This window comes from Pseudomonas prosekii (assembly GCF_900105155.1).
Lineage (GTDB): Bacteria > Pseudomonadota > Gammaproteobacteria > Pseudomonadales > Pseudomonadaceae > Aquipseudomonas > Aquipseudomonas prosekii.
Window position 1 is genome coordinate 4,991,666 of sequence record NZ_LT629762.1, and the last position, 15,374, is coordinate 5,007,039.

The 15,374-nt window shown below is 58.4% G+C and carries 10 protein-coding genes, 2 tRNA genes and 2 rRNA genes; 10 read left to right on the forward strand and 4 right to left on the reverse strand.

Going from position 1 to position 15,374, the window contains the following annotated elements; all coding sequences use genetic code 11:
* Window positions 1-41: 41 nt before the first annotated feature.
* From BLU01_RS22730 to mrdA, 5 genes are all read left to right on the forward strand, one after another.
* Window positions 42-118 (forward strand) — tRNA-Ile (locus BLU01_RS22730).
* A 34-nt stretch (window positions 119-152) separates the two neighbouring features.
* Window positions 153-228 (forward strand) — tRNA-Ala (locus tag BLU01_RS22735).
* 245 nt (window positions 229-473) lie between these two features.
* Window positions 474-3,365, forward strand: a 23S ribosomal RNA gene (locus tag BLU01_RS22740).
* A 169-nt stretch (window positions 3,366-3,534) separates the two neighbouring features.
* Window positions 3,535-3,650, forward strand: a 5S ribosomal RNA gene (gene rrf / locus BLU01_RS22745).
* Window positions 3,651-3,870: 220 nt separating this feature from the next.
* A complete protein-coding gene (gene mrdA / locus BLU01_RS22750) occupies window positions 3,871-5,763 on the forward strand; it encodes a penicillin-binding protein 2 (protein WP_092279701.1) in 1,893 nt (630 codons plus the stop codon).
* Between the two features lie 45 nt (window positions 5,764-5,808).
* Here mrdA and BLU01_RS22755 read toward each other — a convergent pair whose 3' ends face one another.
* Window positions 5,809-6,744 (reverse strand): LysR family transcriptional regulator, encoded by a 936-nt coding sequence (locus tag BLU01_RS22755; protein WP_092279703.1) that lies wholly within the window; start codon window positions 6,742-6,744, stop codon window positions 5,809-5,811.
* A gap of 163 nt (window positions 6,745-6,907) precedes the next feature.
* Between BLU01_RS22755 and BLU01_RS22760 the strand changes: the two genes are divergently transcribed.
* From BLU01_RS22760 to BLU01_RS22770, 3 genes are all read left to right on the forward strand, one after another.
* Window positions 6,908-8,218 (forward strand): MFS transporter, encoded by a 1,311-nt coding sequence (locus BLU01_RS22760; protein ID WP_092279705.1) that lies wholly within the window; start codon window positions 6,908-6,910, stop codon window positions 8,216-8,218.
* Window positions 8,219-8,240: 22 nt separating this feature from the next.
* Window positions 8,241-9,470 (forward strand): Zn-dependent hydrolase, encoded by a 1,230-nt coding sequence (locus tag BLU01_RS22765; protein WP_092279707.1) that lies wholly within the window; start codon window positions 8,241-8,243, stop codon window positions 9,468-9,470.
* A 132-nt stretch (window positions 9,471-9,602) separates the two neighbouring features.
* A complete protein-coding gene (locus BLU01_RS22770; protein ID WP_092279709.1) occupies window positions 9,603-10,628 on the forward strand; it encodes a histone deacetylase family protein in 1,026 nt (341 codons plus the stop codon).
* A gap of 145 nt (window positions 10,629-10,773) precedes the next feature.
* On the opposite strand, the gene BLU01_RS22775 is transcribed toward BLU01_RS22770, so the two are convergent.
* Window positions 10,774-11,175, reverse strand: coding sequence for a lysozyme inhibitor LprI family protein (locus BLU01_RS22775; RefSeq protein ID WP_092279711.1), 402 nt, complete (start codon window positions 11,173-11,175; stop codon window positions 10,774-10,776).
* A 337-nt stretch (window positions 11,176-11,512) separates the two neighbouring features.
* Between BLU01_RS22775 and BLU01_RS22780 the strand changes: the two genes are divergently transcribed.
* Entirely contained in the window at window positions 11,513-12,001 is a 489-nt protein-coding gene (locus BLU01_RS22780; protein ID WP_092279713.1) for an SRPBCC family protein, read from the forward strand.
* Window positions 12,002-12,707: 706 nt separating this feature from the next.
* Here the strand turns inward: BLU01_RS22780 and inhA are convergent.
* Window positions 12,708-13,391 carry an isonitrile hydratase gene (inhA, locus tag BLU01_RS22785; RefSeq protein WP_092279715.1) on the reverse strand — a complete coding sequence of 228 codons (684 nt, stop codon included), beginning with the start codon at window positions 13,389-13,391 and terminating at the stop codon, window positions 12,708-12,710.
* Window positions 13,392-13,482: 91 nt separating this feature from the next.
* Between inhA and BLU01_RS22790 the strand changes: the two genes are divergently transcribed.
* Window positions 13,483-14,466, forward strand: a complete 984-nt coding sequence (locus BLU01_RS22790; RefSeq protein ID WP_092279717.1) for a GlxA family transcriptional regulator — start codon at window positions 13,483-13,485, stop codon at window positions 14,464-14,466.
* Here BLU01_RS22790 and BLU01_RS22795 read toward each other — a convergent pair.
* On the reverse strand, window positions 14,435-15,337 hold the full coding sequence (locus BLU01_RS22795) for an alpha/beta fold hydrolase (RefSeq protein WP_167370445.1): 903 nt from the start codon (window positions 15,335-15,337) through the stop codon (window positions 14,435-14,437). The two genes, BLU01_RS22790 and BLU01_RS22795, sit on opposite strands and share 32 nt — an antisense overlap.
* Window positions 15,338-15,374 lie beyond the last annotated feature (37 nt).

Here is a 15,374-nt window from a genome sequence, read left to right on the forward strand (position 1 = left end):
CTTGATTCATTGAAGAAGACGATAAGAAGCAGCCCGAAATTGGGTCTGTAGCTCAGTTGGTTAGAGCGCACCCCTGATAAGGGTGAGGTCGGCAGTTCGAATCTGCCCAGACCCACCAATTTTGCTTGTGTGGGAAACGCCTGTAGAAATACGGGGCCATAGCTCAGCTGGGAGAGCGCCTGCCTTGCACGCAGGAGGTCAACGGTTCGATCCCGTTTGGCTCCACCACTACTGCTTCTGATTGTATAAAGCTTAGAAATGAGCATTCCATCGTTGTGATGGTGAATGTTGATTTCTAGTCTTTGACTAGTTCGTTCTTTAAAAATTTGGGTATGTGATAGAAAGATAGACTGAACGTTACTTTCACTGGTAACGGATCAGGCTAAGGTAAAATTTGTGAGTGGCTCTTTGAGTACTACGAATTTTCGGCGAATGTCGTCTTCACAGTATAACCAGATTGCTTGGGGTTATATGGTCAAGTGAAGAAGCGCATACGGTGGATGCCTTGGCAGTCAGAGGCGATGAAAGACGTGGTAGCCTGCGAAAAGCTTCGGGGAGTCGGCAAACAGACTTTGATCCGGAGATGTCTGAATGGGGGAACCCACCTAACATAAGTTAGGTATCTTAAGCTGAATACATAGGCTTAAGAAGCGAACCAGGGGAACTGAAACATCTAAGTACCCTGAGGAAAAGAAATCAACCGAGATTCCCTTAGTAGTGGCGAGCGAACGGGGACTAGCCCTTAAGTGGCTTTGAGATTAGCGGAACGCTCTGGAAAGTGCGGCCATAGTGGGTGATAGCCCTGTACGCGAAAATCTCTTAGTCATGAAATCGAGTAGGACGGAGCACGAGAAACTTTGTCTGAATATGGGGGGACCATCCTCCAAGGCTAAATACTACTGACTGACCGATAGTGAACTAGTACCGTGAGGGAAAGGCGAAAAGAACCCCGGAGAGGGGAGTGAAATAGATCCTGAAACCGTATGCGTACAAGCAGTGGGAGCCCACTTTGTTGGGTGACTGCGTACCTTTTGTATAATGGGTCAGCGACTTATTTTCAGTGGCGAGCTTAACCGAATAGGGGAGGCGTAGCGAAAGCGAGTCTTAATAGGGCGTCTAGTCGCTGGGAATAGACCCGAAACCGGGCGATCTATCCATGGGCAGGTTGAAGGTTGGGTAACACTAACTGGAGGACCGAACCGACTACCGTTGAAAAGTTAGCGGATGACCTGTGGATCGGAGTGAAAGGCTAATCAAGCTCGGAGATAGCTGGTTCTCCTCGAAAGCTATTTAGGTAGCGCCTCATGTATCACTGTAGGGGGTAGAGCACTGTTTCGGCTAGGGGGTCATCCCGACTTACCAAACCGATGCAAACTCCGAATACCTACAAGTGCCGAGCATGGGAGACACACGGCGGGTGCTAACGTCCGTCGTGAAAAGGGAAACAACCCAGACCGTCAGCTAAGGTCCCAAAGTTATGGTTAAGTGGGAAACGATGTGGGAAGGCTTAGACAGCTAGGAGGTTGGCTTAGAAGCAGCCACCCTTTAAAGAAAGCGTAATAGCTCACTAGTCGAGTCGGCCTGCGCGGAAGATGTAACGGGGCTCAAACCATACACCGAAGCTACGGGTATCACTTAGGTGATGCGGTAGAGGAGCGTTCTGTAAGCCTGTGAAGGTGAGTTGAGAAGCTTGCTGGAGGTATCAGAAGTGCGAATGCTGACATGAGTAACGACAATGGGTGTGAAAAACACCCACGCCGAAAGACCAAGGTTTCCTGCGCAACGTTAATCGACGCAGGGTTAGTCGGTCCCTAAGGCGAGGCTGAAAAGCGTAGTCGATGGAAAACAGGTTAATATTCCTGTACTTCTGGTTATTGCGATGGAGGGACGGAGAAGGCTAGGCCAGCTTGGCGTTGGTTGTCCAAGTTTAAGGTGGTAGGCTGGAATCTTAGGTAAATCCGGGATTCTAAGGCCGAGAGCTGATGACGAGTGTTCTTTTAGAACACGAAGTGGTTGATGCCATGCTTCCAAGAAAAGCTTCTAAGCTTCAGGTAACCAGGAACCGTACCCCAAACCGACACAGGTGGTTGGGTAGAGAATACCAAGGCGCTTGAGAGAACTCGGGTGAAGGAACTAGGCAAAATGGCACCGTAACTTCGGGAGAAGGTGCGCCGGTGAGGGTGAAGGACTTGCTCCGTAAGCTCATGCCGGTCGAAGATACCAGGCCGCTGCGACTGTTTATTAAAAACACAGCACTCTGCAAACACGAAAGTGGACGTATAGGGTGTGACGCCTGCCCGGTGCCGGAAGGTTAATTGATGGGGTTAGCTAACGCGAAGCTCTTGATCGAAGCCCCGGTAAACGGCGGCCGTAACTATAACGGTCCTAAGGTAGCGAAATTCCTTGTCGGGTAAGTTCCGACCTGCACGAATGGCGTAACGATGGCGGCGCTGTCTCCACCCGAGACTCAGTGAAATTGAAATCGCTGTGAAGATGCAGTGTATCCGCGGCTAGACGGAAAGACCCCGTGAACCTTTACTATAGCTTTGCACTGGACTTTGAATTTGCTTGTGTAGGATAGGTGGGAGGCTTTGAAGCGTGGACGCCAGTTCGCGTGGAGCCAACCTTGAAATACCACCCTGGCAACTTTGAGGTTCTAACTCAGGTCCGTTATCCGGATCGAGGACAGTGTATGGTGGGTAGTTTGACTGGGGCGGTCTCCTCCTAAAGAGTAACGGAGGAGTACGAAGGTGCGCTCAGACCGGTCGGAAATCGGTCGTAGAGTATAAAGGCAAAAGCGCGCTTGACTGCGAGACAGACACGTCGAGCAGGTACGAAAGTAGGTCTTAGTGATCCGGTGGTTCTGTATGGAAGGGCCATCGCTCAACGGATAAAAGGTACTCCGGGGATAACAGGCTGATACCGCCCAAGAGTTCATATCGACGGCGGTGTTTGGCACCTCGATGTCGGCTCATCACATCCTGGGGCTGAAGCCGGTCCCAAGGGTATGGCTGTTCGCCATTTAAAGTGGTACGCGAGCTGGGTTTAGAACGTCGTGAGACAGTTCGGTCCCTATCTGCCGTGGACGTTTGAGATTTGAGAGGGGCTGCTCCTAGTACGAGAGGACCGGAGTGGACGAACCTCTGGTGTTCCGGTTGTCACGCCAGTGGCATTGCCGGGTAGCTATGTTCGGAATAGATAACCGCTGAAAGCATCTAAGCGGGAAACTAGCCTCAAGATGAGATCTCACTGGGACCTTGAGTCCCCTGAAGGGCCGTCGAAGACTACGACGTTGATAGGTTGGGTGTGTAAGCGCTGTGAGGCGTTGAGCTAACCAATACTAATTGCCCGTGAGGCTTGACCATATAACACCCAAGCAATTTGACTACTCGAAAGAGCATCAGATTGCGGTGTGTGAAGACGCAATGAACCGAAAGTTCGACTGTGCACAAAGCCACACGCAAATACCGACAGCTGTCACATACCCAATTTGCTGAAGCGCGGCCCTCTGGCCACGATTTGGTACCCGAATTTCTTGACGACCATAGAGCCTTGGAACCACCTGATCCCATCCCGAACTCAGTAGTGAAACGATGCATCGCCGATGGTAGTGTGGGGTTTCCCCATGTGAGAGTAGGTCATCGTCAAGATTAAATTCCGAAACCCCTATCTGCGTATGCAGGTAGGGGTTTTGTCTTGCCTGCAGGAAAACCAAATCGGGCTCTGTGCTCGAGCCAAAAAGTACAACCGTTCGAGGAAATCGCGCTAAAGCGACCGCGCAGTTTTTGGTATGGTGCAGCTCGTTTTTAACGGACTGATTTCAAGCCTACGGATCGGCTCACCTTTCATCGTCAAAGAGCTGCTGCAGAAATGCCCGAACCAATACCCATCAAGGATCACGAAAAAGAGACGCGCCTGGTCAACGAACGACTGATGGCCTGCGCCTTGTTTGTGGTCGCCATCACCTGCGCACTGGTAGTGCGCCTCTACGTGCTGCAAGTCGTCGAATTCGATTACCACTCGACCATCTCCGAAAACAATCGTGTCCACGTGTTGCCGATCACCCCGACACGTGGGCTGATCTACGACCGCAATGGCGTCGTTCTGGCCGACAACCGCCCAAGCTTCAACCTCACCATCACCCGCGAACGCGCTGTCGATGTGAATGAAGAGTTGGACGAAGTGATCAGCCTCCTGCACCTGCCGGCTGAAGATCGCGCATCGTTCGACAAAGCCATGAAGCAGGGGCGACATCCGTTTGTGCCGGTGACCCTGTTCTACGAGCTCAGCGAAGAGCAGATCGCTGTTCTAGCGGTCAACGAGTTTCGCTTGCCGGGAATCGATGTTGAGCCGCAATTCGTGCGGCATTACCCGATGGGCGCGCACTTCGCGCATTCGATCGGCTACGTCGGGCGCATCAACGAGAAAGAATCCAAGGTGCTCGACGGCGTGGAATATCGCGGCACCCAATCCATCGGCAAGACCGGCATCGAGAAATTCTACGAGTCGCAGTTGCACGGTCACGTCGGCTACGAAGAAGTCGAAACCAACGCGCAGGGCCGCGTACTTCGGGTGCTCAAACACACCGACCCGATACCTGGCAAAAACATCGTGCTGAGCCTCGACGTCAAACTTCAGGAAGCCGCTGAGGACGCCCTGGGTGATCGCCGTGGCTCGGTGGTTGCGCTCGATCCGGCGACCGGCGAAGTGCTGGCGATGGTCAGCAAACCGAGTTTTGATCCGAACAGTTTCGTCACCGGCATCAGTTTCAAAGAATACGCGGCGCTGCACGATTCCATCGACCGGCCGCTGTTCAACCGCGTGCTGCGCGGCCTCTATGCGCCGGGCTCGACGATCAAACCGGAAGTCGCCATTGCCGGCCTCGACGCTGGCGTAGTGACGTCGCAAACTCGCGTCTTCGATCCCGGTTATTACCAACTGCCGGACTTCGATCACAAGTACCGCAACTGGAACCACAGCGGTGACGGCTGGGTGGACATGGACGCGGCGATCATGCGATCCAACGACACCTACTTCTACGACCTCGCGCACAAACTCGGCATTGATCGGTTGCACGATTACATGGCCATGTTTGGCCTCGGCGAAAAAGTCTCGCTCGATATGTTCGAAGAGTCTGCCGGCCTGATGCCGTCGCAATCGTGGAAACGCGCCACCCGCCGCCAGCCTTGGTTCCCCGGTGAAACAGTGATTCTTGGCATCGGCCAGGGCTACATGCAGGTGACGCCGCTGCAATTGGCACAAGCCACCGCGCTGATCGCCAACAAAGGTGTGTGGAACCGTCCGCACCTGGCCAAGACCGTCGACGGCATCGCGCCGGTAGACGAGCATCCGATGCCGAACATTCTGCTCAAGGACCCGCGCGACTGGGAGCAGGTCAACCACGGCATGCAAATGGTCATGCACGACCCGCGCGGGATTGCCCGGGCTGCGGCGGCCGGCGCGCAATATCGCATCGCGGGCAAGAGTGGTACGGCGCAAGTTGTGGCGATCAAGCAGGGCGAGCGGTACAACCGCGCCAAAACGCTGGAGCGTAACCGCGACAATGCCTTGTTCGTTGGTTTCGCCCCGGCCGAACACCCGAAGATCGTGATATCGGTGATGATCGAAAACGGTGAGGCCGGTGGCCGCGTTGCCGGCCCTGTGGTGCGGCAGATCATGGACGCCTGGCTGCTCGATCAGGACGGCCATCTCAAGCCGCAATACGCCACGCCGGCCAAACCGCCGGGTGATCCGCACGTCTGAGCGATCACCGCAACTTGAATGACGGGGCGGCTAATCAGTTAGTGACTAGCCGCCCGTCAAACACGCCTGCAAGCTGTCGATAAACAGCGTCTCCGCCCGACTCATGCGCTGCTCGCGGTTCCACAGCAAATGAATGTCGACATCGGCAATCCCCTCGTGGGGCGGCAGGCGCCAGAGCAATCCGGCGTCAACGTCGGCCGCCACCACGTGCTCGGGCAGACAGCCAATGCCAAACCCGGCAATCACCAGGCGCCGGACTTCTTCCAGGCTCGGTGACGAGGCAACGATGCGTCCGCTGAAGCCCTGCTGATCGCGAAAAATCGTCAGCGGCGAGAGCATCCCGCCGATCTGGTCGCTGGTGAAACTGACGAAATTCTCTCGCTGCAAATCCCCCTCGGCGACGTCCTGTCGGCCGAACAACCCATGATGCTTGCCGCAAAAAAATGCATAGCGCTGACGCAGGAACAATCGCTGTTCCAAGCGTGGTTGCGGCCGCCGGTTGAGGCTCAGGCCCAGCGTCGCAGTCTTCTCCTGCAGGGCGCTGACAATGTCGGAACTGCGCATCACATCCACTTCCAGGTCCACCCGCGGGTGCTGGCGATGAAAGTCGGCGAGGAAGTCATCGAAACGCTCAGAGAATATCCGGCTGATGATCAGCAGGCGCACTTTGCCGATCACTTCGTCGGCCGGTTGCTCCAGCACGCTGCTGACTTGCGACATCTGCCCATAGATTTCCCCGGCCAGTTCGAAGATTTGCTCGCCGATTTCGGTCAGGGCAAAACGCGGCCCACGGCGGGCGATCAATTGGCGGCCGAGTTGTTCTTCCAGGCGCTTCAACGCTTGGCTCACCGCCGGTTGCGTCAAGTGCAGGCGGGCGGCGGCACGGCTGATGCTGAGTTCCTGGCCGATCACCCGAAAGGTGCGCAGCAGGTTCCAGTCCAGACGGTCATTGAGCAAGCGTTGCACGTCGCGGTCGGCCATGGTGACTCTCGATTATAAGCAGGCGTAATAGTCCGCATAATAAATAGAAAATTGACTAATCATAGCCCCGAGACGATAAATCACCTCAAGACAGGCGCCGCCAGAGCGCCTCGATATTGCTGTTTCACTCCTGCCAAAAAAATAACCAAAGGAGCCCAGACCCATGCAGCCTCTTGCTTCGTCACAACCGCGCCGTGCGGCCGCCGCAGCCTTCATCGGCACCATGATCGAGTGGTACGACTTTTACATCTACGCCACCGCCGCCGCGTTGGTATTCGGCGCGTTGTTTTTCCCCTCCGACGACAAACTGTTCAGCACCATGGCCGCGTTCGGCACCTTCGCCGTGGGCTTCTTCGCGCGACCGCTGGGCGGGATTATCTTCGGCCATATCGGCGACCGCATCGGCCGCAAGAAATCGTTGATCATCACCTTGCTGATGATGGGCGTGGTCACGGTGTGCATCGGTTTGTTGCCAACCTACGGGCAAATCGGCGTCGCCGCGCCGGTGCTGTTGATCCTCCTGCGCATCGTCCAAGGCATCGCTGTCGGTGGCGAGTGGGGCGGGGCGGTGTTGATGGCGGGCGAACATGCGCCGAAGGGCCGTCGCAACTTTTTCGCCTCGTTTGCGCAATTGGGCAGCCCGGCCGGTTTGATCCTGTCGTTGCTCGCGTTCAGCGCCGTCACGCGTTTGCCTGAAGAAGACTTGATGAGTTGGGGCTGGCGTCTGCCGTTCCTCGCCAGCGCGCTGTTGCTGCTGGTCGGGCTGGCGATTCGTCTGGGCGTGAATGAGTCCCCGGAGTTCCTCGCCAGTCGCGAGCTCGCCAGCAAAAGTACGCGCAAGGAGCAGGCACCGGTGATGGATGTGCTACGCACCGCGTGGCGTCCGCTGCTGTTGTGCATCGGCGCCAACACGCTGGGCATCGCCGGGGTGTATTTCACCAACACCTTCATGATCGCTTACACCACCCAACAACTCGAGTTGCCGCGCTCGCTGATTCTCGAGTGCCTGTTTGTGGTGGCGATCATTCAGTTCTGCATTCAGCCGCTGGCCGCGTGGGTCGCCGAGAAGATCGGCGCGACGCGCTTCCTGTGCCTGATGTCGGTGCTGGCGATGGCCTCGCCGTACCCCATGTTCGTTCTGGTCAGCTCGGCGCAGCCAGCGCTGATCATTCTCGGCATCGCGTTGGCGGTCGTGTGCATGGCCTCGTTCTACGCGGTGATCGCAGGTTACGTCAGCGGCATGTTCGAGACCCGCGTGCGCTACACCGCGATTTCCCTGGCCTATCAGATTTGCGGCGCAGTTGCCGGTGGCCTGACGCCGCTGGTCGGCACGATGCTCGCGCACAAGTTCGCCGGCCAGTGGTGGCCGCTGGCGGTGTTCTACAGCCTGATCGCCGCCACTTCGCTGATCTGCGTGTTGTCCCTGGCGCGTCGACATGCCAGCGCTGAGCGCATCGAATTGGCCAACGCCTGATCCAGTTTTCGAGGAGTTACTGATGTTGAAGATTAATGCTGATCGCCTGTGGGCGAGCCTGATGGCCATGGCCGAAATCGGCGCGACGGCGCGCGGCGGCAGTTGCCGATTGGCCCTGAGTGAGGAAGACAAGGCCGGTCGCGAACTCTTCTGCCACTGGTGCCGCGAAGCCGGGTTGACCCTCAGCGTCGACGCCATCGGCAATCTGTTTGCCCGACGCGCCGGCACCGATCCGGACGCCGCGCCGGTGATGATGGGCAGCCATCTCGACACCCAACCTGAAGGCGGTCGCTTCGACGGCGTCTACGGTGTGCTCGCCGGACTGGAAGTGCTGCGTTGCCTCAATGACCTCGGGATCCGCACCCGTAAACCGTTGGAAGTGGCGGTGTGGACCAATGAAGAGGGCGCGCGCTTCACCCCGGCAATGTTCGGTTCGGCGGTGTTCACCGGCGTCATGTCTTTGGACGCAGCACTGGCGGTGCGTGACGTCGACGGCATCAGCGTCGCCGAAGCCTTGCAGCACACCGGATATGCCGCCGGGCGGGCGTTGGGCGGCGCGGTGGATGCCTACTTTGAAGCGCACATTGAGCAAGGCCCGATCCTCGAAGACAACGCGAAAAGCATCGGCGTGGTCAGCGGCGGCCAGGCAATTCGCTGGCTCGACGTACGAGTCGAAGGCATGGCTGCGCACGCCGGCACCACGCCGATGCCGTTGCGCAAAGACGCACTGTACGGCGTCGCGCCGATGATTCAGGCGATCGAAGCATTGGCCAGCGATTTCGCCCCGCAAGGCCTGACCACGGTCGGCGAATTGAGCATCAACAAATCCTCGCGCAACACCATTCCGGGGCTGGTGAATTTCACCGTCGATTTGCGTCATCACCATGACGCGACGATTGCGGCGATGGAGCAGCAAGTGCGTTCGCGACTTCAGGCGATTGCCGATGCGCGCGGACTGCAACTGACGATCACCCCGCACTGGATCAGCCCGGCCACGCCGTTCGACGCCGAGTGCGTAGCGGCGGTGCAGCAAGCGGTGGACGCCCTCGGTTACACCCAGCAATCGATTGTCAGCGGCGCCGGGCACGACGCGATTCACCTCGCGCGCTTCTGTCCGACGGCGATGGTGTTTATCCCCTGTGTTGGCGGCTTGAGTCATAACGAAGCCGAAGATGTGCTGCCGGACGATGTGCGCCAAGGCACCGACGTTTTGCTCAATGCCGTGCTGGCTCGGGCCGGCGTGGTCAATTAGGACTGGGGCCGGTACAGGCCCTCATCACTGACAAGAGTTTTGGGGCCGCTTCGTAGCCCGGCGCGAGCAAGCTCGCTCGCCACGGAGTTTGAGGGCGGGCCAAAGTTTTCGTAACTGACAGGAATTTATCCCATGCGCAGTTTTTTCCATGCCGAACAATTGCTCCACCATCCACGCAGCTACTATTCGCGCGGACAGATGCGCACGCCACAAGAAGTGCCCGAGCGCGCGCAGCGACTGGTGCAGGCTGCGCATTCCCTCGGTTTCAGCGTCGAGCAACCAATCGACGCTGGACTTCAACCGTTGCTGGCCGTGCACAGCGCGCCGTACCTGACCTTCCTTCAGGAAGCCCATCAGCGCTGGAAAGAAATCCCCGAAGACTGGGGCGATGAAGTCATGTCGAACATTTTCGTCCGCGAGCCCAATGCCTTGCGCGGGATTTTGGCGCAAGCCGCGCGTTATCTCGCCGATGGCAGTTGCCCGGTCGGCGAGCAGACCTGGCGCTCGGCCTATTGGTCGGCGCAAAGCGCGATTGCCGGCGCTCAGGCGTTGCTTGATGGCGAACCGGCGGCGTACGCGTTATGCCGTCCGCCCGGTCACCATGCCCGCGCCGAAGCGGCAGGTGGTTTCTGCTACGTGAATAACGCAGCAGTCGCGGCGCAAGTGCTGCGCGCCGGTTTCGCGCGCGTCGCGGTACTCGATACCGACATGCATCACGGTCAGGGCATTCAAGAGATTTTCTACCAGCGCGATGACGTGCTCTACGTCTCGGTGCATGGCGATCCGACCAACTTCTACCCAGGTGTCGCCGGGTTTGCCGACGAGCGCGGCGCCGGGGCGGGCGAGGGTTTTAACCTGAACTTGCCGATGAAGCATGGCGCGAGTGAAGCGGATTTCCTCGGGCAACTTGAGGTAGCGTTGGCGGCGGTAAAGGACTTCGGCGCTGAGGTATTGGTGCTGTCGCTGGGTTTCGACATTTTCGAGCTCGACCCACAAAGCAAAGTCGCGGTGACCCGGGAAGGTTTTGCCGTGTTGGGCGAACGGATTCGCAGCCTTGGGTTACCGTGCCTGATCGTGCAGGAGGGCGGGTATCACCTGGAAAGTCTTGAGGATAATGCGCGGGCGTTTTTTGTTGGGCCAGAGGTTTGGCAGGTTTGAGTTTTGGCAGGTTTAGATTCCTGGTTGTCAGGTAGAAAGCCTTCGCGGGCAAGCCTCGCTCCTACAATTTGCGGGTTGATGCAACGACACCAAACCGGTAGGAGCGAGGCTTGCACGCGAAGAGGCCATCAGCCCCCCCGCAATCTCAAACCCCCGGCACCGGGCAGCTCAAATCACCTTCTTCACACTTCAAATAACGCTTGAAAGCCTCGACCCGCTGCTGGGTCAGGTCCGTCGTGCAATTGCTGTAAATCAGCGGATAAACGCTGCCGCCGTCGACCCCGGACGCCGAGAACTTACACTCGGAATCACGAAACGCCACCCAGTTACGTTGCGCGCCGACCAGCAGCTTCTTCGCGTCGGGGTTGTCTTTCAGGCGTTTGGTTATTTGCTGGTACAGCGCATTCAGCTCCTTGTCCGCCGCTTTATTCTGCTCGGCCGCGCAGCGATTCATATCGCCCTGATTGGTCGCATTGTCACAGTCCACAGCCTGCGCAAACGTGCTGAACAACAATGGCGTCAGCGCCAGGAGGAAGCGTAAGTGCATGGAAGAACCTCGTGATGATCTGAAAAGTTGAAGTGCAGTGTAGCGAAGCGAAAGTCCATCATCCAACACCGCGCCTGTAGGGGCGAGCCTGCTCGCGAAGCGGCCTGTCAGTTGATGGATGGGTTGACTCAAACAACGCTTTCGCGAGCAGGCTCACTCCTACAGAAAAGCGTCTTCAGGTGAAGCCATGTGTTCGCGTTCAAAGCCTCAAAGCACAACTTGCGCACGCAAACGCAGCCGCTTGTTTCAGGTCTTAGCGATTGCTCCCGTGCTTGATACAACTTTAGGGTTGGTCTTGTGGTCTTACAGGCCTACTGTTCTTTACAGGAGGTGACTTATGAATCCAGCATCAGATCGCATCGAAAGGAAGATTTTGCTCAAGTCGCCGCGTTCGCAAGTCTGGCGCGTGGTGGCCAATGCCGAGGCGTTTGGCCAGTGGTTTGGCGTGGCGCTTGAGGGCAAGCGCTTTGTTGCGGGTGAGTGGACGCAGGGGCAGATTACCTATCCCGGTTATGAGCACTTGCTGTGGAATGTGTTGGTGGAGCGCGTCGAGCCGGAGCGGGTGTTTTCGTTTCGCTGGCACCCGTATGCGGTCGAGCCTGACGTCGATTATTCCCAAGAGCCGACCACGCTGGTGCTGTTCGAGCTCGAAGACATGGATAACGGCACGTTGCTGAAGGTGACTGAATCCGGTTTTGACCATATTCCGCAAAATCGCCGGCTCAAGGCGTTCCGCATGGACAGCCGTGGCTGGGATGAGCAGATGAGCAATATTGAAGAATTTTTGGAACCCGCCGCGAAGATTCTTGAACAGCAGGGCGATTAATTGGCTGCGGTTGGGTTCTAGGTGGGTGGGGCGGTCATGGCGACCAATGCATAGCTGAGAGCCTTGTAAATCAACGCCTGCAGGCTTGATGCCCTAGTCGCCTAAGGGTTTGCGGAAGGGTCGCTATAGCGAATGTCTTACACGCGTTAGTAGCTATGTCGTCTATTGCGCATTGGATCCGAAGCGTAATCTAGCCTCATCAACTGAAGCACAGGGAGTGCTCAGGATCACGGATGATCGACCATAAGCAAGGACACGCTGCCGACAGGGAGTCGTAATGGTCTTGGGAAAAACCCGCTTCGGCGGGTTTTTTTTGGTCTGTCGAAAACTGCGATTTTGCTGCCTATGGTCAAACGCTTACACGCAGGTGCGGGTATGTCGTCTGTTTAACCTGCCGCGAAGCACTTATTCTGGATCGATCAACTGAAGCACAGGAAGTGCTCAGGATCATGGATGATCGACCATTAGCCAGGATGGCTGCCGACAGGATGTCGCGATGGTCTTGAGAACCCGCTTAGGCGGGTTTTTTTTCGCCCATGGAAAACCCGTCTCTTGTAGCAGCGAGGCTTGCCCGCGAAGAACGATGATGCGGTTTGCCTGTAACACCGCGTCATCGTTCATCGCGGGCAAGCCTCGCTCCCACAGGCCAGGCCAGGCCAGACCAGGCCAGGCCAGGTCATGCCAGTTCAGCCCGGTTCAGCCCTATTCAAATCTCGAGTCTGGCCGCTGCGCGTTCGGTGATCGCTTTACGCTGTTGATACGACGGTGCCGCGCGCCGCTGCGCTTCTTGCACGACAGTGTGCGGCGCGGTGTCGGGGCTGCCGGCCTGGAAAGGTGGGGCCGGCGCGTATTCCAGTTGCAGCTGGATGACCTGCGCAGTGTCCTCGTCGAAGAGTTCGGCGGCCAGGGTCAGGGCAAAGTCGATGCCGGCGGTGATTCCGCCTCCCGTCAGCAGATTGCCGTCGCGCACCACCCGCTCATTCACCGGCACCGCGCCCAAGGTCCCGAGCAAATCGTGATACGCCCAGTGCGTGGTCGCGCGTTTGCCCTTGAGCAGGCCTGCCGCGCCGAGCACCAGCGAGCCGGTGCACACCGACGTCACATAACGCGCATTGGCGGCTTGCGTGTTGATAAACGCCAAGGTCGCTTCATCCTCCATCAACGGCCCGACCCCGGCGCCTCCGGGAATGCAGATCACGTCCAGCGCCGGGCAATCGTCGAACGTGGTGGTCGGTTTCAGCACCAGCCCGGTACTCGCGGTCACCGGCATCAGGTCCTTCCAGATCAAATGCACGTTCACGTCCGGCAGCGAGGCCAGCACGTCATACGGCCCGGTCAGGTCCAATTGTTGAACCTGCGGAAACAGCAAAAAACCGATCTGCAGCGCCATGGCATTTTCTCCTGAGTTGGGGGTGGACGGCTTCACTGTAGGCTCGTAGGATTTGGCGCATCCGCCAATTACCCCACGAATCCCGCCAATCATGCCTAAAGCCATCCATGTGCTCGCATTCGCCAATGTGCAACTGCTCGACGTCACAGGGCCGTTGCAGGTGTTTGCTTCGGCCAACGACATCGCGCGCCAACAGGGTTTGTCTGCGCCGTACGCGCCGACGGTGATCGCCAGCGGTGGCGGGGCGGTGATGTCCTCCGCTGGGTTGGCGCTGTTGGCCGAGCCATTGCCGCCAGCCCCCAGCGATACGTTGATCATCGCTGGCGGTTGGGGTGTGTACGCTGCGGCCGATGATCAGCCGCTGGTGGCTTGGGTGCGTGAACACGCATCGCGTTGCCGCCGCGTGTCGTCAGTGTGCACCGGTGCGTTTTTGCTGGCGGCCAGCGGTTGGCTCGACGGTCGGCGCGTGGTGACACACTGGACGCGTTGTGATGAGTTGGCGCAAAAACATCCGCAGCTGCGCGTCGAGCCCAACCCGATCTTCATCAACGACGGCCCGATCTGGACCTCCGCCGGCGTCACCGCGGGCATCGACCTGGCGCTGGCGATGGTCGAAGAAGACCTCGGCCGCGCCATGGCCCTCGACGTTGCGCGGCAATTGGTGGTGTTCCTCAAGCGTCCGGGCGGTCAATCACAATTCAGCGTCACGCTGGCGCTGCAGCAGGAAGGCAATCGCTTCGACGAACTGCATGCCTGGATCAGCGAAAATCTGACCAAAGACCTCGGCGTCGCCACCCTGGCGCTACAGGCCGGCATGAGCGAACGCAGCTTCATCCGCCATTACCGTTCCGACACCGGTCAAACCCCGGCGCGCGCCATCGAACTGATCCGCGTCGAGACCGCGCGCCGCTTGCTCAGCGACACCGGCGTGGCGATCAAACGCGTCGCCGCGCAATGCGGCTTTGGCAGCGAAGAAACCCTGCGCCGCAGCTTCCTGCGTGCCATCGGTGTGACGCCGCAAGCCTATCGCGAACGCTTCAGTGTCAGCCTTGCAGCAGATCCAGTAGCGCTTTGATCGTCGCTTCGGGCGCTTCTTCGGGAATGTTATGGCCGACGCCCGCCAAAACCCGGCGCTCATATTGACCGGTGAAATGCTCGAGGTCTTCGTCCTGCTCCGGGGCCGGTCCCACACCATCGTCGGCGCCGCACAGGGAAATCGTCGGCACGCCAATGGTCGGCTGTCTGGCCAGCGCATCTTCGATCCATTCCAGCGCCGGATCGCCGGGGGCATACATGAAGCGATGCCGATACGAGTGAATCACCACTTCGACGAAATCGGTATTGTCGAAGGCCGGCGCGCTCAACGGATAACGCTCGGCGTTGCGCGCCCAGGTCGGCGACCACAGGCGCCAGAGCAGTTCGCACAGCGCGCGGCGTTTCGCGGTCAAGCCTTCGACGCCGCGCGGGGTGTGGAAATAATACTGATACCAGAGCCGATGCTCGGTCTCAGGATCCAGCGGCCGAATCGAGCCGGGAATGTTCTGCACGTTGTAGCCATCGCCAGTGACCAGGCAGCGAACCCGCTGCGGCCACAGCGCCGCGACGATGCATGCCGCGCGTCCACCCCAGTCGTAGCCGCAAAGCGCGGCGTGCGGGAGGGCGAGGGCGTCCATCAGGTCCAGCAAGTCCTGCGCAAGCGCCGCTTGCTGGCCGGAGCGCGGCGTGTCCGGGTGCTTGAACCGGGTCAGACCGTAGCCGCGCAGGTACGGGACGATGACGCGATAACCTTGGGCGGCGAGGGCCGGGGCGACTTCATCGTAACCGCGCGGCGAATAGGGGAAACCGTGCAGCAGAATGATTGGCTCGCCATTCGTAGGACTGTGCTGTTCGTAAGCGATGTTCAGGTGCGGCGTTTCAACGTAGTGGACGGCTGGCGACTGGGTCACGAGAGAACTCCTGAAAATGGGCACCGGCAAAAACATT